At 70.9% G+C, this 21849-nt stretch carries 19 protein-coding genes; 11 read left to right on the top strand and 8 right to left on the bottom strand.

Going from position 1 to position 21849, the window contains the following annotated elements; translation table 11 throughout:
• Window positions 1–33: 33 nt before the first annotated feature.
• The 3 genes from gatA to gatB all read left to right on the top strand — a co-directional run bounded on the left by gatA (window position 34) and on the right by gatB (window position 3465).
• Window positions 34–1512: an Asp-tRNA(Asn)/Glu-tRNA(Gln) amidotransferase subunit GatA gene (gatA, locus tag BMY19_RS22285; RefSeq protein ID WP_020091790.1), complete on the top strand. Its 1479-nt coding sequence runs from the start codon at window positions 34–36 to the stop codon at window positions 1510–1512.
• A complete protein-coding gene (locus BMY19_RS22280; protein ID WP_100252959.1) occupies window positions 1509–1808 on the top strand; it encodes a hypothetical protein in 300 nt (99 codons plus the stop codon). Before gatA ends, BMY19_RS22280 begins: the two co-directional genes overlap by 4 nt.
• A gap of 184 nt (window positions 1809–1992) precedes the next feature.
• Window positions 1993–3465 (top strand): Asp-tRNA(Asn)/Glu-tRNA(Gln) amidotransferase subunit GatB, encoded by a 1473-nt coding sequence (gene gatB / locus BMY19_RS22275; RefSeq protein ID WP_091978070.1) that lies wholly within the window; start codon window positions 1993–1995, stop codon window positions 3463–3465.
• 592 nt (window positions 3466–4057) lie between these two features.
• On the opposite strand, the gene BMY19_RS22270 is transcribed toward gatB, so the two are convergent.
• The 5 genes from BMY19_RS22270 to BMY19_RS22250 all read right to left on the bottom strand — a co-directional run bounded on the left by BMY19_RS22270 (window position 4058) and on the right by BMY19_RS22250 (window position 8359).
• A complete protein-coding gene (locus BMY19_RS22270; RefSeq protein ID WP_100252958.1) occupies window positions 4058–4540 on the bottom strand; it encodes a DUF3280 domain-containing protein in 483 nt (160 codons plus the stop codon).
• 71 nt (window positions 4541–4611) lie between these two features.
• A complete protein-coding gene (locus BMY19_RS22265; protein WP_100252957.1) occupies window positions 4612–5667 on the bottom strand; it encodes an efflux RND transporter periplasmic adaptor subunit in 1056 nt (351 codons plus the stop codon).
• Window positions 5667–5861 carry a DUF1656 domain-containing protein gene (locus BMY19_RS22260; protein ID WP_100252956.1) on the bottom strand — a complete coding sequence of 65 codons (195 nt, stop codon included), beginning with the start codon at window positions 5859–5861 and terminating at the stop codon, window positions 5667–5669. The genes BMY19_RS22265 and BMY19_RS22260 overlap by 1 nt, the downstream gene beginning before the upstream one ends.
• Window positions 5862–5884: 23 nt before the next feature.
• Window positions 5885–7924: an FUSC family protein gene (locus BMY19_RS22255; protein ID WP_100252955.1), complete on the bottom strand. Its 2040-nt coding sequence runs from the start codon at window positions 7922–7924 to the stop codon at window positions 5885–5887.
• A gap of 126 nt (window positions 7925–8050) precedes the next feature.
• On the bottom strand, window positions 8051–8359 hold the full coding sequence (locus BMY19_RS22250) for a hypothetical protein (protein ID WP_020091797.1): 309 nt from the start codon (window positions 8357–8359) through the stop codon (window positions 8051–8053).
• Window positions 8360–8599: 240 nt separating this feature from the next.
• Here BMY19_RS22250 and BMY19_RS22245 point away from each other — a divergent pair, with 240 nt between their 5' ends.
• On the top strand, window positions 8600–9235 hold the full coding sequence (locus BMY19_RS22245; protein WP_056521224.1) for a glutathione S-transferase N-terminal domain-containing protein: 636 nt from the start codon (window positions 8600–8602) through the stop codon (window positions 9233–9235).
• 6 nt (window positions 9236–9241) lie between these two features.
• Here the strand turns inward: BMY19_RS22245 and BMY19_RS22240 are convergent, their stop codons facing one another.
• Window positions 9242–9706: a DUF2147 domain-containing protein gene (locus BMY19_RS22240; protein WP_020091800.1), complete on the bottom strand. Its 465-nt coding sequence runs from the start codon at window positions 9704–9706 to the stop codon at window positions 9242–9244.
• 268 nt (window positions 9707–9974) lie between these two features.
• Between BMY19_RS22240 and ndk the strand changes: the two genes are divergently transcribed.
• Both ndk and BMY19_RS22230 read left to right on the top strand, forming a co-directional pair.
• Window positions 9975–10397 (top strand): nucleoside-diphosphate kinase, encoded by a 423-nt coding sequence (gene ndk / locus BMY19_RS22235; protein ID WP_012317495.1) that lies wholly within the window; start codon window positions 9975–9977, stop codon window positions 10395–10397.
• A 173-nt stretch (window positions 10398–10570) separates the two neighbouring features.
• Complete coding sequence (locus BMY19_RS22230; protein ID WP_020091801.1) at window positions 10571–10936, top strand: hypothetical protein; 366 nt, start codon at window positions 10571–10573, stop codon at window positions 10934–10936.
• A gap of 141 nt (window positions 10937–11077) precedes the next feature.
• Here the strand turns inward: BMY19_RS22230 and purN are convergent, their stop codons facing one another.
• A complete protein-coding gene (purN, locus tag BMY19_RS22225; protein WP_056521218.1) occupies window positions 11078–11728 on the bottom strand; it encodes a phosphoribosylglycinamide formyltransferase in 651 nt (216 codons plus the stop codon).
• Window positions 11728–12807 carry a phosphoribosylformylglycinamidine cyclo-ligase gene (purM, locus tag BMY19_RS22220; RefSeq protein ID WP_091678383.1) on the bottom strand — a complete coding sequence of 360 codons (1080 nt, stop codon included), beginning with the start codon at window positions 12805–12807 and terminating at the stop codon, window positions 11728–11730. The genes purN and purM overlap by 1 nt, the downstream gene beginning before the upstream one ends.
• 143 nt (window positions 12808–12950) lie before the next feature.
• Here purM and BMY19_RS22215 point away from each other — a divergent pair, with 143 nt between their 5' ends.
• The 5 genes from BMY19_RS22215 (at window position 12951) to BMY19_RS22195 (ending at window position 21838) form a co-directional block, all read left to right on the top strand.
• The gene (locus BMY19_RS22215) at window positions 12951–14075 is read left to right on the top strand and encodes an AI-2E family transporter (protein ID WP_026604737.1); all 1125 of its coding nucleotides are present in this window, start codon (window positions 12951–12953) and stop codon (window positions 14073–14075) included.
• Window positions 14076–14088: 13 nt separating this feature from the next.
• Window positions 14089–14799: a P-loop NTPase family protein gene (locus tag BMY19_RS22210; protein ID WP_020091805.1), complete on the top strand. Its 711-nt coding sequence runs from the start codon at window positions 14089–14091 to the stop codon at window positions 14797–14799.
• A gap of 98 nt (window positions 14800–14897) precedes the next feature.
• On the top strand, window positions 14898–17285 hold the full coding sequence (locus BMY19_RS22205; protein ID WP_100252954.1) for an RNA degradosome polyphosphate kinase: 2388 nt from the start codon (window positions 14898–14900) through the stop codon (window positions 17283–17285).
• An 81-nt stretch (window positions 17286–17366) separates the two neighbouring features.
• Window positions 17367–18920, top strand: coding sequence for an exopolyphosphatase (gene ppx / locus BMY19_RS22200; RefSeq protein ID WP_100252953.1), 1554 nt, complete (start codon window positions 17367–17369; stop codon window positions 18918–18920).
• Between the two features lie 401 nt (window positions 18921–19321).
• Entirely contained in the window at window positions 19322–21838 is a 2517-nt protein-coding gene (locus BMY19_RS22195; protein WP_100252952.1) for a methyl-accepting chemotaxis protein, read from the top strand.
• Window positions 21839–21849: the final 11 nt, after the last annotated feature.

Here is a 21849-nt window from a genome sequence, read left to right as displayed (position 1 = left end):
GCGCGCGGCGGCGCGCGCGGGGACGTGAACAGCGTGGATCCGAACGAACTTACCCTGGCCGAAGCGCGCGACGCCCTGAAGGCGAAGCGGATCTCGGCCCGCGAGCTGACCCAGGCCCATCTGGACGCCATGGCCAAAGCCCGCGTCCTGAACGCGTATATCCGGGAGACCCCGGACCGCGCCTTGGCGATGGCCGAGGCCTCGGACCAGAAGATCGCGTCCGGCGAGGCGCGGCCGCTCGAGGGCATTCCCCTCGGCATCAAGGACCTGTTCTGCACGCACGGCGTGACGACTACGGCGGGCTCCAAGATCCTCGAGACCTTCGAGCCGCACTACGAATCGGCCGTGTCGGCCAATCTGTGGCGCGACGGCGCCGTGATGCTCGGCAAGCTGAACCTCGACGAGTTCGCCATGGGCTCGTCGAACGAGACCAGCGCCTACGGCAACGTGGTCTCGCCCTGGCGGCGCGCCGGATCGGACGCGCCGATCGTGCCCGGCGGCTCGTCGGGCGGCTCCGCCGCGGCGGTCGCCGCGCGCCTCTGCCTCGGCGCCACCGCGACCGATACCGGCGGCTCCATCCGGCAGCCCGCCGCCTTCACCGGCACGGTCGGGATCAAGCCGACCTACGGGCGCTGCTCGCGCTGGGGCACGGTGGCTTTCGCCTCCTCCCTCGATCAGGCCGGCCCGATCGCCCGGACGGTGCGCGATTGCGCCATCCTGCTCGGCTCCATGGCGGGCGCCGACGCCCGGGACACGACCTGCGCCGACCTCGCGGTGCCCGATTTCGAGGCCGCCGTGTCGCGCGGCGTGAAGGGCCTGACCATCGGCATCCCGAAGGAGTACCGGGTCGACGGGATGCCGGCGGAAATCCAGAAGCTCTGGGACGAGGGCGCGGCGTGGCTCAAGGCCGCCGGCGCGACGATCCGGGAGATCTCGCTGCCGCACACCGCCTACGCGCTGCCGGCCTACTACATCGTGGCCCCGGCCGAGGCCTCCTCGAACCTCGCCCGCTACGACGGCGTCCGCTACGGCCTGCGCGTGCCCGGCAAGGACATCGCCGGGATGTACGAGAACACCCGCGCCGCCGGCTTCGGCCGCGAGGTGAAGCGCCGGATCATGATCGGCACCTACGTGCTCTCGGCCGGATACTACGACGCCTATTACGTCCGCGCGCAGAAGATCCGCACGCTGATCAAGCGCGACTTCGAGGCCGCCTACGCGGCCGGGGTCGACGCGATCCTGACGCCGGCGACGCCGTCGGCCGCCTTCGGCATCGGCGAGAAGGCCTCGGCCGACCCGGTGGAGATGTACCTCAACGACGTGTTCACCGTGACGGTGAACATGGCCGGGCTGCCGGGCATCGCGGTGCCGGCGGGTCTCGACGGGCAGGGCCTCCCGCTGGGCCTCCAGCTCATCGGCCGACCCTTCGACGAGGAGACGCTGTTCGCGGTCGCCCAGGTGATCGAGGACGCGGCCGGTCGCACCGTCCTGCCCGAGCCGTGGTGGTCATGACCGTCCCGTACTATCCCTGGACGGTCTGGATCTGGGCCGCGTTCGATCCGGCGCTGATCGTGGTGGCGGTCTATCTCGGCTGGACCGCCAGCCAGTTCGGCAAGGTCTTCATCGCGGCGATCGCGGCGCTCGGCTTCTCGGTGCTGTTCTCCTACGCGGTCAGCGCGGCCGGCATCCCGTGGCCGGCGCCGATCACCCGCGACGGCCCGACCTTCTTCCCGGTACGCGCCGTCGCGGCCCTGATCTGGGCCGTCGTGGGCTACGGCGCCCGGCAGGCGGTCGGACGCCGCGCTTGACCCTGCGGGCAGGGGCCTCCTAGAAAATCTCTCGCTCGACGCATGCGGCGCCTCCGCCGTCTCTGCGAGCGCAGCGAAGCGATCCGGCGGTGCAACGCCTGGAAGCCTCGCGCTTCCCTGGATCGCTTCGCTGCGCTCGCGAAGACGGCGACGCCTCGAACGCCAGCCGCCTTTCGGACCGACCATGAACGCACCCGTCGACCCCAAGAAGCTGATCAAGGGCGGCCTCCACGACTGGGAGGTGATCGTCGGCATGGAGATCCACGCCCAGGTGTCCAGCCGGGCGAAGCTGTTCTCCGGCGCCTCGACGGAGTTCGGGGCCGAGCCGAACGACCACGTCTCGCTGGTCGACGCCGCGATGCCCGGGATGCTGCCGGTGATCAACGCCGAGTGCGTCGCCCAGGCGGTGCGCACCGGCCTCGGCCTGAAGGCCAAGATCAACCTGCGCTCCGTGTTCGACCGGAAGAACTACTTCTACCCGGACCTGCCGCAGGGCTACCAGATCTCGCAGTACAAGGACCCGATCGTCGGCGAGGGCGAGGTCCTGGTGGATCTGGCCGACGGCGCCTCGATCACAGTGGGCATCGAGCGCCTGCACCTCGAGCAGGATGCGGGCAAGTCGCTGCACGACCAGGATCCGACCCGGAGCTTCGTCGACCTCAACCGGTCGGGCGTGGCGCTGATGGAGATCGTCTCCCGACCCGACCTGCGCTCCTCCGAGGAGGCGAAGGCCTACGTGACCAAGCTGCGCACGATCCTGCGCTATCTCGGCACCTGCGACGGCGACATGGAAAAGGGCTCGCTCCGCGCCGACGTGAACGTCTCGGTGCGCCGCCCCGGCGAGCCGCTGGGCACGCGCTGCGAGATCAAGAACGTCAACTCGATCCGCTTCATCGGGCAGGCGATCGAGACGGAGGCGCGGCGCCAGATCGCCATCCTCGAGGACGGCGGCAAGATCGACCAAGAGACGCGCCTGTTCGACCCGACCAAGGGCGAGACGCGCTCGATGCGCTCGAAGGAAGAGGCGCACGACTACCGCTACTTCCCCGATCCGGACCTGCTGCCGCTGGAATTCGACCAGGCCTACGTCGACGCCCTGGCCGAGGGGCTGCCGGAGCTGCCGGACGCCAAGAAGGCGCGGTTCGTCTCGGCGTTCGGCCTCTCGCCCTACGATGCCGGCGTGCTGGTCGCCGAGCGCGCCTCCGCGGACTACTACGAGGCGGTGGCGAAGGGCCGGGACGGCAAGGCCGCGGCCAACTGGGTGATCAACGAGCTGTTCGGGCGCCTCAACAAGGAGGGTCTGTCCATCGACGCGACCCCGGTCTCGGCGGACCAGCTCGGCGCGATCATCGACCTGATCGGCGAGGGCGTCATCTCCGGCAAGATCGCCAAGGACCTGTTCGAGATCGTCTGGACCGAGGGCGGCGACCCGCGCGCCGTCGTCGAGAGCCGCGGCATGAAGCAGGTGACCGACACGGGCGCCATCGAGGCGGCGGTGGACCAGATCATCGCGGCGAATCCCGACAAGGTCGCCCAGGCCAAGGAGAAGCCGACCCTGCTCGGCTGGTTCGTCGGTCAGACCATGAAGGCCACCGGCGGCAAGGCGAACCCCGCGGCGGTGAACGCGCTGCTCAAGGCGAAGCTCGGGATCGAGTGAGCGTTCCGCGGCGAGCGGCCAGTCCGCGCCCGGCCTTAGGATGAGTGCCGGGATCGGCTGGCCGTCGCTTCGACGTCGCCGGCCAGTCCCATGCTCGCCAAAGCCACGACGAGATCCCGCCGCGGCGATGCCGGGCAGGTGGGCCACGAACAGATCCTCGAAGAGAAACCGCGGCGGAACGGCTCGAAGTGGGGCCTTTCGCGCATTCGAAGGCGTGCCATGTGTGGCCGCTTCTGCGCCCCTGGAGCCGCGTCCGTCCGGCTGTTCGTGTTGCGCCGCTGGGTCTTGGGCCGAACCTGTCCCTGAACCGTCTAGGCGGCATTCCGCTGCGGTGGAGTCATCCCTGTCTCCTCCAGCTTCCGACGACCGACACCGCTGCGAAACCTGATCGCGTCAAGATTTCATGCCGGTCCGCGCCCGCTCTCGCTAAGCACAGATGGAGACTGCGCCCGTCCTCCAAGTCGGTCAATAGCTATTTTCTCGGCAAAAGGCTTTTTCGATCCGCTTGCCCCCGCCGCCGCACCGCAGCGCGTGCGAGCTCAATCACTTGGATCGATCCCGCGGCGCTGCGAAATATTGATTGGCCCGCAAGCTACTTGCCGGCGCCCATATTGTTCTCGACCAGAAAGCGGATGCCGCGGTCGAAGGACTCATCCGTGTCGCCGCGCAGGTCGACGCTGTAGGCCTTCTCGGGCGCGTCGCCGGTGAGGGACTTCACGTAGACGTTGAGGTTGAGGATCAGGTTCGAGACTTTCTGCACCTCGCCGGTGATCGCGACATCCGCGCCGAGCTTGCGGGCGAAGTCATCCGCGCAGCCATTGCAGCGGCGCAGGTCGGCACTTCTGGTGACCTCGTCCCGCACCGGCTCGGTCGAGACCACGACGAACAGGCCCTTCTTCTGGAGGAGGTCGCGCAGTTCGGCGCTGACCCGCTTCAGCCGCGCGGTGTCGGCGGCGTCACCCGGCACCGGCGATAGGTTCGAGAACTGGAAATCGAATACCGCGGCCCGCGGGGGCGCGGCCGCGGCCGGTCCCGCGGCCAGCAGGAAGGTGGCGAGTGCGAGCAGTCGGTTCATCGTGATCTCCGGCGCGGATGCGTCTCCGGGAAACCGCGCCCCCGCCAACCAGGTCGCGTCCGCGCGGCGATTCAGCGCCGGTCGGCCTCCCGGGTGGGGCTGGCCGCCGGCTTTGCCAGGCCGGAGACGCGGTCGCGCAGGTCCATGAACCAGCTCGGTGCCGGGCCGCGGCCGCCGTTGACGAACACCGTCGCGGTCATGCCGGCGATGAGCGGGACGCCCGCCGGGACGCGGTCGATGCGGATGCGGACCGGCACCCGCTGGGCGAGGCGCACCCAGGTGTAGACGGGGTTGACGTCCGGCAGCCCCTGCGTGCTGGCGGCGGCGTTCGCCGTGGAGATGCCGAGCGTGATGCTGTGGACCGTGCCGGTCAGGTGCGGATCGAAGCCCATCAGCTTCACGTCGGCGGGGTCGCCGACGCGGATGTTGGACATCTTGGTCTCCTCGAAATAGCCGTCGATCCAGAAGGAGTCTGTGTCGACCACGTTGATGTTCGAGGTGCCGGTCCGGGCGTAGTCGCCGACCCGCATCAGCAGGTTGGTCACCCGTCCGTTGACGGTCGACCTCACCTGGGTGCGCTCCAGATTCACCTTGGCCTGCCGCAGCTGCGCCTGCGCGCTCTCCAGCGACGCCTCGGCGATCTTCGCGGCGCCTGCGAATCGCTGCTTCTCCTCGATCGAGGTCGACACGGTCGAGAGCGCTTGGCGCCGGGCCGACTCGGCGTTCTTCACCTGCAGGTCGGCTTCGCGATTCTTGACCTCGGCATCCGCCGAGGTGACGGCGACCTCGAAATCGACCGGGTCGATGACGTAGAGGACGTCGCCCTTGCGGACGTTCTGGTTGTCCTGGACCCGGACCTCGACGATCTGACCCGCGACCTGCGGGGCGATGTTGGCGACCTGGACCCGGACCGTGCCGTCGCGCGTCCAGGGCGCCGCCACGTAGAACTCCCACACGAAGGCTCCCGCCAGGATCGCCGCGAGCAGGATCACGCCGGTGGCCGCGAGGCGGAACACTTTGGCGGCCCGGCCCCGGCGCGGCACTGCGGGCAGGGGGTCGCTCCGCCCGGGCGCGCCGTCGCGGGCGGCGGACTTCGGATCGTCCTCGTCGGCGGTCGTGTCGGGCATCAGATGAACGCGATCAGGAGGGCGAGGACACAGACGTAGAGGCCGGCTTCGGCGAGCGGGGCGTTGGCGACGTAGCGGCTGAAGCGGATGCGGGCGAAGACGAGGCGAAGGACGACCAGGATCACGAACGTGGCGAGCGCGTAAGCGACGAAGGCCGTGACCAGCACCCCGCCGACATGGATGTCCTCGTGCATGGTTACCCCGGAAGAAGCGGCAATCAGAATAGCGCGACGTCGAGGCGTTGGAGGAATCGCCTGTGGCGGGCGATGGTCCGCGACGCGGTGGCGAGGTCGCTGGCGGCACGGGCCGTCGTGAGCCGCACCGCCCGGTCCTGGCTGGAGGCGGCGCGGATCAGGTCGCGCGCCGCCATCTCGAGCCCGCGATCGTCGCCTGCCGCGAGGGCGTCCCGCGCCCGCGGGATCGCGCCGCGCAGGGCTCCGACCGACCAGAGGCGGCGCAGTTCCGCGTGGGCCCGGGCGGCGGCGGCCTCCAGGCGGGCGAGGGCGAAGGCGTGGTGCAGGTTCGCTTGCCGCACCGCCGCGCTCCCCGAGCTGTAGGCGGCGAACTGGAACAGCCGGTCGGCATTCAGGCTCGTGCGGGTGGTGGCGTCGCCGCCCTGGCCGACGAGGGCGTCGGCGAGCGCCCGCCGCGCCGAACCGAGGGCGAAGACCCGCTGCTGGGCCGGCGAGATCGGCAGGATGAGGCGGACGATGATCGACAGGATCACGGCCGCCACGACGACGAGGAACGCGTTCAGCAGGAAGCTCAGGGCGTCGTAGGTCTGCGGGTTCGAGGGCCCCAGCAGGACGGGGAAGAACACGATCAGGATAAAGCCGACCCCGAAGGTCTTCGGGTTCAGCGAGAGGAAGCAGCCCAGGAAGATCACCGGCGCCATCACGAGCGCCAGCATCGGGAAGCCCTGGACACCGTTGAGGAGCGCGAACCGGGCGATGCCCGCCAGGGCGGCGGCCAGCGTCATGCCGACGACGACGCCGTTCGCGAACTTCTTCGGGTCCGGCGTCATCGACGACAGGGCCGCGGTGGCGGCCACCTGGACCAGTGCGAACGAGGCCTGGGGCAGGCCGAGCGCCGCGAAGGTGGCGGCGGTGACCGCGAAACTCAGGGCCACCCGCAGGGCGCCGCGGAGGGCGACCGGGAAGTCGCGGTGCGTCGGCAGTTCGGCGTCGCGCAGAGGCCTGTGGCCGTCGGCGACGGCGCGGATGCCGTCCTGCGCGAAGGTCGCGGCGCAGACGAAGTCGAGGGCGCGCTGGAGCACAACGACCTCATCGAGGGGACGGGTCCCGTCGCGGATAGCCGCGTCGACCAAGTCGCGCAGGCGCTCGTCGTCTCGGTCGAGGGCGTCGGGATCGGGCGCGTCGGCCACCCGCCGGCAGATCGCCATCGCCTCCGCGACGGCCGGGCTCGGATCGCGCAGGGACGCGGCCGCGGCCCCGAGGCCGCGGATCGACGCCGCCATCACGTAGAGCGCGGCGATGCAGCTGCGCGCGCCGGCCGCGCGGTACCGGCCGTCGTCCAGCTCGCCCGCGATGGCGCTGGCATCGGCCCGCATCGGCGCGATGGCGCGGATCAGCGCGGCGGTGCGCGGGGCGCCGAGATCCCCCGACGCCAGAGTCTCGCGGGCGTAGCCGCGCGTCTGGTCCCAGGCCGCGCGCAGCTGCGGCAGCAGCGCCCGCCACGTGCTCGGCGAGGCGAGGGCGTCGTTGATGAAGGTGATCACGACGATGCCGAGCACGATCGCGGCGACGCGGGACACGGCGGCGTCGAAGGTCCCCTGCGGATCGTCGATCTGGCCGAGCGCGATGATCGCCACAGTGTAGCCGGACAGCATCGCGCCGTAGGCCCGCGTGTCCTGCAGAAACTGGGCGACGAAGACGCAGAGGCCGAGCCAGACGGTGAAGCTGAGGAGCAGCAGCACCCGGTCCTGGCCGAAGAGCGCCATGAAGACGAGCGCCACCGCCGCGCCGACGAGCGTGCCGAGCAGGCGGTAGACCGCCTTCGAGATCGCCTGCCCCCGCTTGGGCTGGGCGAGGATCGCCACGCAGGTGGCGGCGGACGAGGCGCTGTCGAGCTGGAGCCAGAATGCGGCGGCCAGCGCCAGCATCATGGCGATCCAGATCCGCAGCGCGAAGGCCCAGGCGGCCGGCTTCGGCACCCAGGCATCGAGGAACGCCAGGACGCGGTCGCCGAGCGGTTCGGGGCGGCGATCTGCGACGGAGCCGGCGGGGGCCTCAGCCATGCCGGACCCCGCGCGGCGCGCTGTCCACCGCCCGACCGGACGGAGAAGGGTCCGTCATCGCCTCGTGCCTCCTGCCAACCCGCCGCGGATGTTCGAACGAACGGAACGCCCCGCGGTTCTAGCCGATCAGGCCTTGTCGCCACCTTTCAGGCGCTTGTTGCACTTGCTCCAGTACTGCGGCCATTTCGGTCCCTGCGCCGCCTTCTGCGCGTCGGTCAGGGCGCGCCACTCGGTGCCGCAGGTCTTCTGGCGATCGCGGGCGGCGGACTGGCCCGCGCTCGGCGCCCTGGCGGCCGGCGCCTCGGCGGCGGGCGGCGCCTTCGTGGGTGCTTCCTTAGCGGGTGATTCCTTGGCAGGTGGCTCCTTGGCGAGAGCCGGGCAGGCGGCGAGCAGCGGCGCGGACAGGACCGCGATCCTGACGAGACGATCGATCATCGGATGTTCCCCCTCGGGCGCCGTTCCGGCGCCCGAGCCGCAATCTCGCCGCTCTCCCGCGGCGCCGGCAAGCCCGGCCGCGCCGCCGCCGCCAGCCCCGGCGCAGCTTCGCCGTGCGACCGCGTCTACGGGCGCGGTGCCCTTGAGCGCGGCCGGGAAATCGTCTTCACTGCCGGGGCAATTCGGAAACGGCGGAGGACCACCGCGCCGCCGACGATCGGGTCCAGGAGCAGGCAAAGCATGGCAGCGGTGTCCGGGCGGCCGATCGACGTCCACACATGGAGTACGCCGAACGGCTGGAAGATCCCGATCATGCTGGAGGAGTGCGGGCTCCCCTATCGCATCGTTCCCGTGGACATCGCGAAGAACGAGCAGTTCGCGCCCGACTTCCTGGCGATTTCGCCCAACAACAAGATCCCGGCCATCGTCGATCCGGACGGTCCGGGCGGACAGCCGATCTCGGTCTTCGAATCAGGCGCGATCCTGCAGTATCTCGGCCGGAAGACCGGGCAGTTCTACCCGACCGACGAGCGCGCCCGCGTGGCGGTCGACGAGTGGCTGTTCTGGCAGGTGGCGGGCTTCGGGCCGATGCTCGGGCAGACACACCACTTCAAGATCTACGCGCCCGAGAAGCTGCCTTACGCGATCGACCGGTTCACCGCCGAGGCCAAGCGCCTCTACGGCGTGCTGGAGCGGCGCCTCGAGGGGCGCGCCTTCCTGGCCGAGGACTACTCCGTCGCCGACATCGCGACGTTCACTTGGGCGAAGCTCAACTTCAAGCAGGGTGTCGACATCGACACCCTCCCGAACGTCGCCCGGTGGCTCGAGAGCATCCTGGCGAGGCCGGCAGTGCAGCGCGGCCTCGCGGCGATCTGACGAAGCTCAGTTCTTGTTGGCGGCCTGCTGGTTCACGTCCGGCACGCGGGTCCAGGTCTGCGACCCGCACAGGATCTTGAGCATGCAGCCCGACACGTTGAGCTCGGCCTCGCTCTCCCGCTCGAGGCTGACCGTGTAGATCTTGCCTTCCTCGATATTGTAGAGTTCGCCGGTGAACTTCGCGTCGTCCGGCTTCAGACCTTCGATCAGCTGGAGACCGATTACCGGACGGGCGCGCTTCTTCGGGTCGGGATTCTTGAGGTCGGTGCGCGGGGCGCCGTTGTCGAAGGTCGGCGTCTTGAGCCAGACGACCTTGCCGCAGACCAGCTTCTGGCCGGGGCCGCAGCGGTCGATCCGGATCTTGGCGCGGCCGTCGCCGGTGAGCCAGGTGCCGGACGGGTCCTTGCCCGTGTCGGCGGAGGCGGCGGTGAGGCCGGCGAGAAGCAGGCTGGCGCTGAGAGCGAGTCGCATGGTTCGTCTCCGGGATTGGGGCGCCGCGGGCGCCCGAGGGGTGGACGAAGTCGGTTGGTGCGCGACTGAGCCGCCGCAATCGGGCGATTTTTCGGCGGTGTTGCGGCAGAGCCACGGCCGCGCTTGCCCCGCCCGGGCGCGCCGGGCCGCTTGAGACACCGGGGGGCGCCCGCTATAAGCCCGGCGCCGAAGCGAAATTCTCGCTGCCGCGGCGTGTCCGGATCGCCGGCGCGCCGCAGATCTTTTCCACAGACAGACCGGACGCACCATGGCCACCGAGCGCACCTTCTCGATCCTGAAGCCCGACGCGACGCGGCGGAACCTGACCGGCGCGGTCAACGCCGTCATCGAGGAGGCCGGCCTGCGCATCGTCGGCCAGCGCCGCATCCGCATGACCAAGGAGCAGGCCGAGAAGTTCTACGAGGTGCACAAGGAGCGCCCGTTCTTCGGCGAGCTCGTGACCTTCATGACCTCCGGCCCGGTCGTGGTTCAGGTCCTCGAGGGCGAGAACGCCGTCGCCAAGTACCGTGAGGTGATGGGTGCCACGAACCCGGCCCAGGCCGCCGAGGGCACGATCCGCAAGAAGTTCGCCGAGTCCGTCGGCGAGAACACCGTCCACGGCTCCGACAGCGCCGAGAACGCCAAGCTCGAGATCGCGCAGTTCTTCAAGGATTCCGACATCGCCGCCTGAGGCGAGGCGACGCGCGGTGGCGGGTTGGGCACACCGACCCGCCATTCGCGCGCCCCGTACCCGGCGGCGCCGGGAATGCCGCCCTGTGTGACCGGGTCGTCCTTGACGGGACGGAGCCCGGGAGCGTCCAACGGCCGAGCTTAGCCAATCTCAGCCCCCGGACGACCCCGACCATGACGATGCGCCGCCTGCCCCTGCTGATCGCGACCGGCCTGTTCGCCCTCGGCGCGACCGCCGCCCTCGCGGGCGGATCCTCGGCCCCGTTCCAGCAGTACGAGCCGGACCCCGCTCTCAAGACCGCCAGCAAGACCAACCTCGAGGGCCGCGTGCGCCACGCCTGCACGGTCGTCCAGGCCCGCATGACCAGCGCCAGCGAGGCCTCCCTGGAGCGCCCCTGCGGCTGCTACGCGCGGCAGACGCTGCGCAGCCTCGACGCCTCCGAGATCGAGGCCTACCGGACCACCGGCTACTTCAACGACACCGCCCGCGCTAAGGCGCTCTCGGCCCTGGACAGCTGCAAGCTCCAGCGCCCGGTCTGAGCGCCAAGAGCTTCGAAGGCCTCCGGGTCCGCGCATCGTCTTCGTCGGCGGAGCAGCCCCGGGGGCGGAACATGGCGAGCGTGGCGCGGCCGGATCGCGGCGCCCCGCTCGCGCGGACGGAAACGCCCGTGCTACCGCCGCCTAGAGGCTGAACAGAGCGCCGTCTGGCGCCCTCTCGTCGATCACGACGCGATCGCCGTCCAGACGGGCGCGGCCGCCCGCCACCAGGGCGAGCACCGCGGGGTAGAGCCGCCGCTCCTGCACGATCACGCGGTCGGCGAGGCTGTCGGGATCGTCGTCCTGGCGGACCGGGACCGCAACCTGGGCGACGATCGGTCCGGCGTCGAGTTCCGGCACGACGAAGTGGACCGTGCAGCCGTGCAGGCGCACGCCCGCGTCCAGCGCCTGCCGGTGCGTGTGGGTGCCCTTGAACAGGGGCAGAAGCGAAGGGTGGATGTTAAGCATCCGGCCGGCCCAGGACGCCACGAAGTCGGTCGTCAGGATCCGCATGAAGCCCGCGAGGCAGACGAGGTCGACCTCGGCCGCCCGCAGCGCCGCGTCGAGGGCGGCGTCGAAACCGGCCCGGTCGGCGAAGGCCCGGTGATCGATGGCCTGCGTCGGGATGCCCGCCTCGGCCGCCCGGGCGAGGCCGGCGGCCTCCGGGCGGTTCGACAGGACCAGCACGATCTCGGCCGGGAAGGCGGGATCCTTCGCGGCCTCCAGCAGCGCCAGCATGTTCGAGCCGCGCCCCGAGATGAGGATCGCGACGCGGGTCTTGCGGGCGGACGCCATCACAGGGCGAGGCGGCCGCTGAAGGTCACCGGCTCGGGGCCGCGCGCCGTGATCCGTCCGAGGCGGACCGGGGTCTCGCCGGCCCGGGTCAGAGCCTCGTCGACGTCGTCGACCGCGTCGGCGGCGGCGATCACCACCATGCCGATCCCGCAGTTGAAGGTCCGCAGCATCTCGGCCTCGGCGACGCCGCCCTCGCGGGCGAGCCAGCCGAAGACCGGCGGCGGGGTCACGGCATCGAGGTCGACGGCGATGCCGACTTCGTCCGGCAGGACCCGGGGAAGGTTGTCGGGGAAGCCGCCGCCCGTGATGTGGGCGAGCGCCCGGATCCCGTCGGTGGCGCCCAAAGCCGCGAGCAGCGGCTTCACGTAGATCCGGGTCGGCTCCAGCAGCGCCTCGCCGAGGCTGCGGCCCGGGGCGAACGGGGCCGGCGCGTCCCAGCCGAGACCCGTCTTCGCGACGATCCGGCGGACCAGCGAGAAGCCGTTGGAATGGACGCCGGAGGAGGGCAGGCCGAGCACGACGTCTCCGGGCCGGATGCCGGGCCGCGGCAGCAGCGCGCCGCGCTCGGCGGCGCCGACCGAGAAACCCGCGAGGTCGTAGTCGGACCCGTCGTAGAGGCCCGGCATCTCGGCGGTCTCGCCGCCGATCAGCGCGCAGCCGGCCTGCCGGCAGCCCTCGGCGATGCCGCGCACGATGTCGGCGCCGACGCCGGGGACCAGCTTACCGGTCGCGTAGTAGTCGAGGAAGAACAGCGGCTCGGCGCCCTGGACGATGATGTCGTTCACGCACATCGCCACGAGGTCGATGCCGATCGTGTCGTGGCGGCCGGTCTCGATGGCGATCTTGACCTTCGTGCCGACGCCGTCGTTGGCGGCGACCAGGATCGGGTCGCGGAAGCCCGCGGCCTTCAGGTCGAACAGGCCGCCAAACCCGCCGATCTCGGCGTCGGCGCCCGGGCGCCGGGTCGAGCGCACCAGCGGCTTGATCGTCTCGACCATGGCGTTGCCGGCATCGATATCCACGCCCGCCGCCGCGTAGGTCAGCCCCGTCTTCGGCTCGTTGCCGTCCTTGGCCGTCATGCCCGCGCCACCTCGCTGAATACTGGCCCCGCTCTAGCGGCTTCCCGCGCGCCGCGCGAGTCGTGCCGGCGGCGCCTTGATCGGCGCGCTCCGCATACCCACTCTGCCCGCTGGCGTGGTGTGCTGCTGGGGGGAGCGTCATCGTGCGCGCACGGGCTGTGATCGGGCTGGCCGCTGTCGTGGCCCTGGGATTGATCGTCTACCTCCTGCGGGAGGTGATGCTGCCGTTCGTGGCCGGCATCACGCTGGCCTACCTCCTCGACCCCCTGGCAGACCGGCTGGAGCGGCTCGGCCTCGGGCGTCTGGCGGCCAGCCTGCTGATCCTGGCGCTGTTCGTCGTCGTCCTCGTCGTGACGCTGCTGATCCTGATCCCGCTCACGGCCAACCAGGTCGTGGCGCTCGTCAACGCGCTGCCCGGGATGGTGTCGCGGCTCCAGGCGATCATTGCCGAGCGGTCCGGGACCCTGCTCGAGCGCGTCGGCGGCGCGAACGTCCTCAACGAGCTGCAATCCTCGGTGGGCACGCTCGCCACCCAGGCCGGCACGTGGCTCCTGGCCTTCTTAAAATCGCTCTGGTCGGGCAGCCAGGCGCTGATCTCGATCGCCTCTCTGCTGGTCGTGACACCGGTCGTCGCCTTCTACATCCTCGTCGACTGGGACCGGATGGTCGCAGCCATCGACGGCTGGGTGCCGCCCCGGCACCGGGCGACGGTGCGCGAGCTGGCGCGCCAGATCGACGGAGCGGTCACCGGCTACGTCCGCGGCCAGACCCTGGTCTGCCTCATCCTGGGCAGCTTCTACGCCGTCGGCCTGTGGCTGGTCGGCCTCAACTTCGGCGTGCTGATCGGCCTGATCGCCGGGTTCCTGACCTTCATCCCCTACGTCGGCACGCTCACCGGCTTCATGCTCTCCGTGGGCGTCGCGCTCGTCCAGTTCTGGCCCTCCGGAGACTGGCTGCATCTCGGCCTGACCGTCGCCGTCTTCCTCGTCGGCCAGTTCCTAGAGGGCAACGTCATCTCGCCGAAGCTCGTCGGCGATTCCACTGGGCTGCACCCGGTCTGGCTAATGTTCGCCCTGCTCGCCTTCGGGACGCTGTTCGGCTTCGTCGGGCTGCTGCTCGCCGTCCCGATCGCGGCCTCGATCGGCGTGCTGGTCCGCTTCGCCCTGGCCCGCTACCTGGAGAGCCGCCTCTACCACGCCGGGCAGCCGATCCTGATCGAGCACGAGGGCAAGGACGCTTCGGCCTTGACCTCCGCGGGCGCGGGATGATCCTGAGCGGCCTATGCGCGAGAACGCCCCACCCCGGCAACTGGCCTTCGACCTGCCGCTCGACCCCCGCTACGGGCGCGAGGATTTCCTCGTCGGACCGGCCAACGAGGCCGCCTACGCGCTGATCGAGGCGTGGCCGGACTGGCCCGACAGCGTCTTGGTCCTCACCGGCCCCTCCGGCAGCGGCAAGAGCCACCTCGCGGCGATCTGGGCCGAGCGGGCCCATGCCTGGACCCTCCCGGCCGCCGAGCTGGGTGCCGACGCGGTCCAGCACCTCGTCTCCAACGGGGCGCTGGTCGTGGAGGACATCGACCGGGCGGAGCGGCGCGACGAGGCGGCGCTGTTCCACCTGCTCAACCGCGCCCGCGAGCGAGGCTGCCCGGTCCTGCTGACCAGCGCCACGGGTATCGACGCCCTCGGCCTCACGACGCCGGATCTGCGCTCGCGGCTTCGCCTCGCGCCGCGCATCGCCATCGAGGCGCCGGACGACGCGCTCCTGCGTGCCGTCCTGGTCAAGCTGTTCGTGGACCGGCAGCTGGTGGTCGATCTCGGCGTCATCGAGGCGCTGGCCCTGCGGATCGACCGGTCGCTGGGCCGAGCCCGCGACGTCGTCGCCGAGCTCGACCGCGACGCCCTCGGGCGCGGCCGCCGCATCAGCCGGCCGCTCGCGCTGGCCGTCCTGCGCCGCATGGGGCTGGAGGACGAGCCGGACCCGAACGCCTGAAGGAGGAATGCAGTGGCCGTCACGAAACTGTCGTGAAGGCCGCCGGTCTAGGGTGATACACGCTCCGCCGCCGCGAGGAGCAGAGACAGGGATTCGGGATGGAATCGACGCAGAAGCCCGTGGACCGCGACGCCGCCGATGAGGCGCCCGAGCCCCGTCGGCGCGCGACGGCCAGTCCGGCGACGCGGCGGGCGGTCGCGCCCAAGCGCCTGCAGGCCGATCCGGTCGCGGGGGCGGCGGCTCCGGCGGAAGCCATTCCGGACGCCAACGACGAGTGGCCGGCCGCGGCGGCCGCGACTCCGGCGGAGCCGCCGGTCGGCGCGGCCCGCGAGCCGGTGGTGGAAGCCGGGCGAACCCTGCGCCACTCACCGGAGCGGTTCGTGAACCGCGAGCTGTCCTGGCTGCAGTTCAACCGGCGGGTGCTGGAAGAGGCGTCGAACCCCAACCACCCGCTCTTGGAGCGCCTCCGCTTCCTGTCGATCTCGGCCAACAACCTCGACGAATTCTTCATGGTCCGCGTCGCCGGCCTCATCGATCAGGTCCGGGCGGGGATCACGGTCCCGTCGCAGGACGGCCTATCGCCGTCCGAGCAACTCGTCCGGATCGGCGCCGAGGTGTCGCGCCTCGCCGCCGACCAGCAGGCCCGCTGGCGGGAACTGCGCACGGAGCTGCACACCAGCGACATCGACATCGTCGAGCCCGCGGCCCTCACGGCCGAGCAGGCGGCGTGGCTGGAGGAGTACTTCCTCAACCACGTCTTCCCGGTCCTGACGCCGCTGGCGATCGATCCGGCCCACCCGTTCCCGTTCATCCCGAATCTCGGCACGACCATCGCGCTGATGCTGGTGCGGCCGAAGGACGGCCGGCTGCTGCGCGCCCTGATCCGGCTGCCGGGCGTCATCGACCGCTTCGTGCGCCTGCCGGTGAGCGACAGCGAGACGGCCGCGCGCCTGATCACCATCGAGCAGGTGATCGGGATGTTCACCGGGCGGCTCTTCCCGGGCTACCTCGTCAAGGGCAGCGGCGCGTTCCGCGTGGTTCGCGATTCCGACCTGGAGATCGAGGAGGAGGCGGAGGACCTCGTCCTGCATTTCGAGACGGCGCTGAAGCAGCGGCGGCGCGGCGTCGTGATCCGTCTCGAGGTCGAGGCGGGCATGTCGGAGGATCTGCGCAGCTTCGTCGCCGACGAGCTGGAGATCGCCGCGGACGCGATCTTCCTCGTGGAGGGCATGCTGGCCCTGAACGAGCTGTCCCAGGTCGTCGGCATCGACAGGCCCGACCTGAAGTTCAAGCCCTACAATCCCCGCTTCCCGGAGCGCATCCGCGAGAGCGGCGGCGACGTCTTCGCGGCGATCCGGCAGAAGGACTTCATCGTCCACCACCCGTACGAATCCTTCGATTCGGTGGTGCAGTTCCTCGCGCAGGCCGCCCGTGACCCGAACGTGGTCGCGATCAAGCAGACGCTCTACCGGACCTCGTCCAACTCGCCGATCGTGGCGGCCCTCGCCGAGGCCGCGGAACTCGGCAAGTCCGTCACCGCCCTCGTGGAGCTGAAGGCGCGCTTCGACGAGGAGGCCAATATTCGCTGGGCGCGCAACCTCGAGAAGGCCGGCGCGCAGGTGGTGTTCGGCTTCGTCGAGCTGAAGACGCACGCCAAGCTGTCGCTGGTGGTCCGGCGCGAGGGCGACAAGCTCGTCACCTACTGCCACGTCGGCACCGGCAACTACCACCCGATCACCGCGCGCATCTACACGGACCTGTCGTTCTTCACGGCCGATCCCGCGATCGCGCGCGACGTGTCGCGGATCTTCAACTTTATCACCGGCTACGCCGAGCCCGCCGAGCTGGAGCGCATGGCGGTCTCGCCGCTGACCGCCAAGAACAAGCTCCTCGAGCACATCGAGGCCGAGGTCGCGCACGCGAAGGCCGGGCGCCCGGCCGCCATCTGGATCAAGTGCAACTCCCTGGTCGACAGCCAGATCATCGACGCGCTCTACGATGCCTCGGCAGCCGGTGTTCAGATCGACTGCGTGGTCCGCGGCATCTGCTGCCTGCGCCCGGGCATCCCCGGCCTGTCGGAGACGATCCGGGTCAAGTCGATCGTCGGGCGGTTCCTGGAGCACGGGCGCATCTACGCCTTCGGCAACGGCGTTGGGCTGCCGCACCCTAAGGCAACGGTCTACATCTCCTCCGCCGACCTGATGAGCCGGAATCTCGATCGCCGCGTCGAGGCGCTGCTGCCGATCACGAATCCGACGGTGCATCAGCAGGTGCTCGACCAGATCATGCTGGCCAACCTGCTCGACAACCGCCAGAGCTGGCGGCTCCTCGCCTCGGGCGGCTGCGAGCGGATCCAGCCCGCCGAGGGCGAGGAGCCGTTCAACGCCCACAAGTATTTCATGACCAATCCCAGCCTCTCTGGGCGCGGCAAGGCCTCGAAGAAGTCGAGCCCACGGGCGCTGAGCCGCCGCGCCCAACGCAGCTGAGTTTCGCTGCGCGGCGTCGCTGGGCTAAACCTCCCGCACGGCGCGCCGGCGGCGCGCCGGGCTGATGAAGGACTCGGACGTTTGGGCAGCCCTCTTGCCAACCTCACCCTCGCGCACGACGCGGAGGCGATCGACAACACCGCGCGCCATCCTGTGGCGATCATCGACATCGGCTCCAACTCGGTCCGCCTCGTCGCGTACGATGGACTGACCCGAGCGCCGACGCCGCTCTACAACGAGAAGGTGCTCTGCGGCCTCGGCCGCAACGTCCTGACGACCGGCCGCCTGAACGAGGAGGCGGTGACGCGCGCACTCGCCGCCCTGGCGCGGTTCCGGGTGCTGTGCCAGACGATGCGCGTCAGGCAGGTCTACGTCCTCGCCACGGCGGCGGCGCGGGACGCCGAGAACGGTCCAGACTTTCTCCGCGCCGCCGAGGCGGCCTGTGGCCAGGAGATCCAGCTCCTCTCCGGGCGGCGCGAGGCCGAGCTGTCGGCCCTCGGCGTGGTCTCGGGATTCCACGCGCCGAACGGCGTCGTGGGCGACATGGGCGGCGGCTCGCTCGAGCTCGTGGACGTCCGCGGGGCGGTCGTCGGACAGGGGGTGACCATGCCCCTCGGCGGCCTCGCTCTGCAGGACCTGTCCGGCGGCTCGGTCAAGAAGGCCGCCAAGATCGTCCGCGAGTACATGCGCAAGGCCGCCCCGCAGCTCGAGACCCTGCGCGGGCGGACCTTCTACGCGGTCGGCGGCACGTGGCGGGCCATCGCGCGGCTCCATCAGGCGGCCCGCGGCTACCCCGTCCACGTGATGCACGGCTACACGGTGGAGCCCACCGACGAACTCAGCTTCCTGCAGGTCGTCGAGCAGACCGACGTGGCGCTGCTGCAGGACGTCGACGCGATCTCCGAGGCGCGGCGCCCGCTCCTCGCCTACGGCGCCGTCGTCCTCGAGGAGATCATCCGGGTCGGGCGCCCCCGCGAGGTGGCGATCTCGGCATCGGGCGTGCGCGAGGGCCTGCTGTTCGAGCAGCTCGACCGCGACACCCGTCTGATCGATCCGCTGCTGGCCTCGGCGTCGGAATTCAATGTTCTGCGCGCGCGCTCGCCCCGCCACGGCGAGGAGCTGATCACCTGGACGGACCGGTTCGTCGCGACCCTGGACGGCCACGAGACCACCGACGAGCGCCGTCTGCGGCACGCCGGCTGCCTGCTGTCCGACGTCGGCTGGCGGGCGCATCCGGATTACCGCGGTGAGCAGAGCATCGCGGTGATCCAGAATGCCGCGTTCGTCGGCGTGGATCATCCGGGCCGGGCCTATCTCGCCCTGGCGGTGTCCCTGAGGCACACCGGCCTGGCCCCCGAGAAGGCGAACCCGATGCTCCGGAGCGTGGCCGGCCCGCGCCTGTTCGAGCGCGCCCGCCTCCTGGGCGCCCTGCTCCGGATCGCCTTCCCGATCTCGGCCGGCATGGACGGCGCCCTCGGACGGGCGCCGCTCACCGTCGAGGAGGGACGGGTGGTGCTGCGCCTGCCGCGGGACTGGGAGCCCCTGAACGGGGACCGCCTGCTGAACCGCGTCCGCGGCCTCGGGCGCATCATCGGCCTGGACGGGCGGGTCGAGCTCGCGGACGACGCGCCCTGATCCGCGCGGCGCGGGCGCCGAACCCGGGCAGGGCCTCGCTCGTCGCCGCGGTCCGGTCTCGCACGATGGCCCGGGCCCGTCGCGCGGGAGAGCTCACGCGTCCCGAGGCCGCGAGCGGCCTCGGGACCGTCGCACCGGCGCTCACCGCACGCCGCCGGAACGGTGAGCGTGCGCCTGCCGACCGAGATCGCCGCGGTAACGTCGGCTTAATTCACAAAGCCAACTTTTTTATTGGTTGATGTCGATTCTCCTCTGAATCCGGAATAGAGCGCGCCGCCCGCAAAGTATGTCGGCGCGATAGACTTTCGAACACTGCCGAGCGGCAGCGTGAACGCGCGCGCCGTTCGCCCTATGATGCGAGCAACACGCAGATCCCACTCGCACATCGGAATGTTCACGCGATGAGATGGCTTGGCTACGTCTCGATTCGAGTCGTCATGTGCACGACGATACTCGCAATGGCGATGATGTTACTGGCTTACGCGGGGAACGCTCTGTTCGACGCGCGTCTTCAGGCGCGACAGGCCCGGGACGCGGTCACGCTGACCCGCGCGAGTCGCCAGCTGCTCGGGACGATCCTGCCGACACGCCTCGAGCGGGGGGCAGCGCTCGCCCTGGGCGGGGATGCGTCCGCCGACCCGGAGAGCCTGAAGGCCTACGCGACGAACCGGGACGCGATGGTCGCGGGCTTCGCGAGCGTTCAGGACCTGCTGCGGGACCGGGATCTGCCCTCCGTGACGGCGACGATGGCGAGGCTCAACGCGGCGCAGGACGCCGTGAACCTGCTCCGCCCCCGGATCGATGAAGCCCTGCGCGTACCGAAGCCGAAGCGGGACCCGGCGCTGCTGCCCGCCGTGCTGACGGCCTTTCAGGAACTTCTCGACGCGCTGACGGCGACCACGGACGCCGTGGATTCGGCTATTCCGCGCTCCGACGCCGTCCTGCAGCACTACCTCGTCCTCAAGCGGTCCGCCTGGGCGACCCGTGTCGCGATCGGGAACGTCGCCCTGCGCGTGCAGACCTCGCTGGCGGCGGGAACGTCGTGGTCGCTGCCCGAGACCGTGGCGGCGGCCGAGGAGCGGGCGCGGGTCCAGTCGGCGTGGTCGAGCACCAGCGAGGCCGCCGCCCAGAGCTCGGACGCCGTGCGGTCCGCGTTCGAGAAGGCCAAGCGCAGCAATTTCGAGGGCGAGGCGGCGGAGGCGGCGCGCGCGATCTTCGACGCCCTGAGCCAGCATCGCGCGTCCCCCATCACGTTCCAAGATCTCCGTAAGCGAAACAGCGTCGAGCAGATGACGATCGTCGATCTCGCCAATGCCGCCCTCGCCGAGATGGTGGCGCGGGCCGAGAGCCTCGCCGCGGAGGCGGACCGCGTTCTCCTGCACAGTGCCGCGGCGCTGCTGGCCGTCCTGCTGCTCGTCGGGCTGGGCCTCATGGCTCTGTTCGGGGGCGTGCTGCGCCCCCTCCGGATCATCGCCACCGCGATGCGCGCGCTGACGGGGGGCGACACCGCCGTCGCCGTCCCGGTGCAAGCGTACCGGAACGAGTTCGCGCCGATCATGGTGGCCGTGCAGGCCTTCCGGGACAATCTGATCCGCACGCGCGACCTCGAGGCCGGGGCCGAGCGGGCGCGGCTGGACGCCGACGACCAGCGTCGGGACAGCCTGCGCCAGATGGCGCAACGGTTCGAGGAGGCCGTCGGAGGCATGATCGGCTCGGTCGCGTCCTCGGCCAACGCCCTGCAGGTCACGGCGCAGACGATGACCGCAACGGCCACCCAGACGGCCGGGCAGTCGACGGCGGTCGCGGCCGCCGCCGAGCGGGCCTCGAGCAACGTCAACACCGTGGCGGCGGCCGCGGAGGAGCTCGGCACCTCCGTCCAGGAGATCGGGCGGCAGGCCGACGGGTCGGCGGATCTCGCGCAGAGGGCCGCGGCCGAGGCCGACCGGACCGCCGCGCGCGTCCAGGACCTGAGCAGCGCCGTGGACCAGATCGGTGCCGTCGTGGGGCTGATCTCGTCGATCGCCGAGCAGACCAACCTGCTGGCGCTCAACGCCACCATCGAGGCGGCCCGCGCGGGCGCAGCCGGCCGCGGCTTCGCGGTGGTGGCTTCCGAGGTGAAGGCCCTCGCCGCGCAGACCGCCAAGGCCACCGACGAGATCTCCAGTCAGATCGCGCAGGTGCAGGCGTCCACCGGGCAGGCGGTGGAGGCCATCGCGGCGATCACCGCGCGGATCCGCGAGATCAACGGGGCGGCGACCACGATCGCGGCGGCCGTCGAGGAACAGGGTGCGGCGACCCAGGAGATCGTCCGCAACGTCGGGCAGGCGGCCACCGGCACAGGCGAGGTCACCACGACCATGACCGGCGTCGCGCAGGCGGCGGAGGGCACCGGCCTGGCCGCGAGCCAGGTTCTCGCGGCGGCCTCCGCCCTGTCGGACCAGTCGGACCGTCTGACCGCCGAGGTCGAACGGTTCCTGGCGAGCGTTCGCGTGTCCTACGCGGTCTCCGCCGCCCAGGTCGCGATCGTGCAGCGCAGCTTCGCGACGGTGCAGGCGCTCGGCGACACCGCGGCAGAGCTGTTCTACGGACGCCTGTTCGACATCGCGCCGCAGGTCCGGTCGCTCTTCCCGGACGACATGACCGCGCAGAAGCGCAAACTCGTCGCCATGCTGGCACTGGCGGTGGCCAACCTCGACAAGCCGGAGGCCCTCGTCGCCGCCGTGCGCGATCTCGGGGACCGGCACGTCGGCTACGGCGCGCTGCAGGCGCATTTCGAGGCGGTCGGGGCGGCACTGCTCTGGACCCTGGAGCAGGGGCTCGGCCCGGACTTCACGCCGGAGGTGCGGGAAGCCTGGACCGAGACCTACCGGGTCATCGCCGGCCTCATGACGATGACCGGAGCCGCGAAGGCCGCGTGACCGGGTCAGGC

The sequence above is a fragment of the Methylobacterium sp. UNC300MFChir4.1 genome (assembly GCF_900110155.1).
In the GTDB taxonomy this organism is placed as follows: Bacteria; Pseudomonadota; Alphaproteobacteria; order Rhizobiales; family Beijerinckiaceae; genus Methylobacterium.
This window is presented reverse-complemented; position numbering and strand designations above follow the sequence as displayed.

Excerpts from the sequence above, each read along its gene's own strand:
- BMY19_RS22280 (WP_100252959.1), top strand. The coding sequence starts at position 1,509 with ATGACCGTCCCGTACTATCCCTGGACGGTCTGGATCTGGGCCGCGTTC.
- gatB (WP_091978070.1), top strand. The coding sequence starts at position 1,993 with ATGAACGCACCCGTCGACCCCAAGAAGCTGATCAAGGGCGGCCTCCAC.
- BMY19_RS22270 (WP_100252958.1), bottom strand. The coding sequence starts at position 4,540 with ATGAACCGACTGCTCGCACTCGCCACCTTCCTGCTGGCCGCGGGACCG.
- BMY19_RS22265 (WP_100252957.1), bottom strand. The coding sequence starts at position 5,667 with ATGCCCGACACGACCGCCGACGAGGACGATCCGAAGTCCGCCGCCCGC.
- BMY19_RS22260 (WP_100252956.1), bottom strand. The coding sequence starts at position 5,861 with ATGCACGAGGACATCCATGTCGGCGGGGTGCTGGTCACGGCCTTCGTC.
- BMY19_RS22255 (WP_100252955.1), bottom strand. The coding sequence starts at position 7,924 with ATGGCTGAGGCCCCCGCCGGCTCCGTCGCAGATCGCCGCCCCGAACCG.
- BMY19_RS22250 (WP_020091797.1), bottom strand. The coding sequence starts at position 8,359 with ATGATCGATCGTCTCGTCAGGATCGCGGTCCTGTCCGCGCCGCTGCTC.
- BMY19_RS22245 (WP_056521224.1), top strand. The coding sequence starts at position 8,600 with ATGGCAGCGGTGTCCGGGCGGCCGATCGACGTCCACACATGGAGTACG.
- BMY19_RS22240 (WP_020091800.1), bottom strand. The coding sequence starts at position 9,706 with ATGCGACTCGCTCTCAGCGCCAGCCTGCTTCTCGCCGGCCTCACCGCC.
- ndk (WP_012317495.1), top strand. The coding sequence starts at position 9,975 with ATGGCCACCGAGCGCACCTTCTCGATCCTGAAGCCCGACGCGACGCGG.
- BMY19_RS22230 (WP_020091801.1), top strand. The coding sequence starts at position 10,571 with ATGACGATGCGCCGCCTGCCCCTGCTGATCGCGACCGGCCTGTTCGCC.
- purN (WP_056521218.1), bottom strand. The coding sequence starts at position 11,728 with ATGGCGTCCGCCCGCAAGACCCGCGTCGCGATCCTCATCTCGGGGCGC.
- purM (WP_091678383.1), bottom strand. The coding sequence starts at position 12,807 with ATGACGGCCAAGGACGGCAACGAGCCGAAGACGGGGCTGACCTACGCG.
- BMY19_RS22210 (WP_020091805.1), top strand. The coding sequence starts at position 14,089 with ATGCGCGAGAACGCCCCACCCCGGCAACTGGCCTTCGACCTGCCGCTC.
- BMY19_RS22205 (WP_100252954.1), top strand. The coding sequence starts at position 14,898 with ATGGAATCGACGCAGAAGCCCGTGGACCGCGACGCCGCCGATGAGGCG.
- BMY19_RS22195 (WP_100252952.1), top strand. The coding sequence starts at position 19,322 with ATGAGATGGCTTGGCTACGTCTCGATTCGAGTCGTCATGTGCACGACG.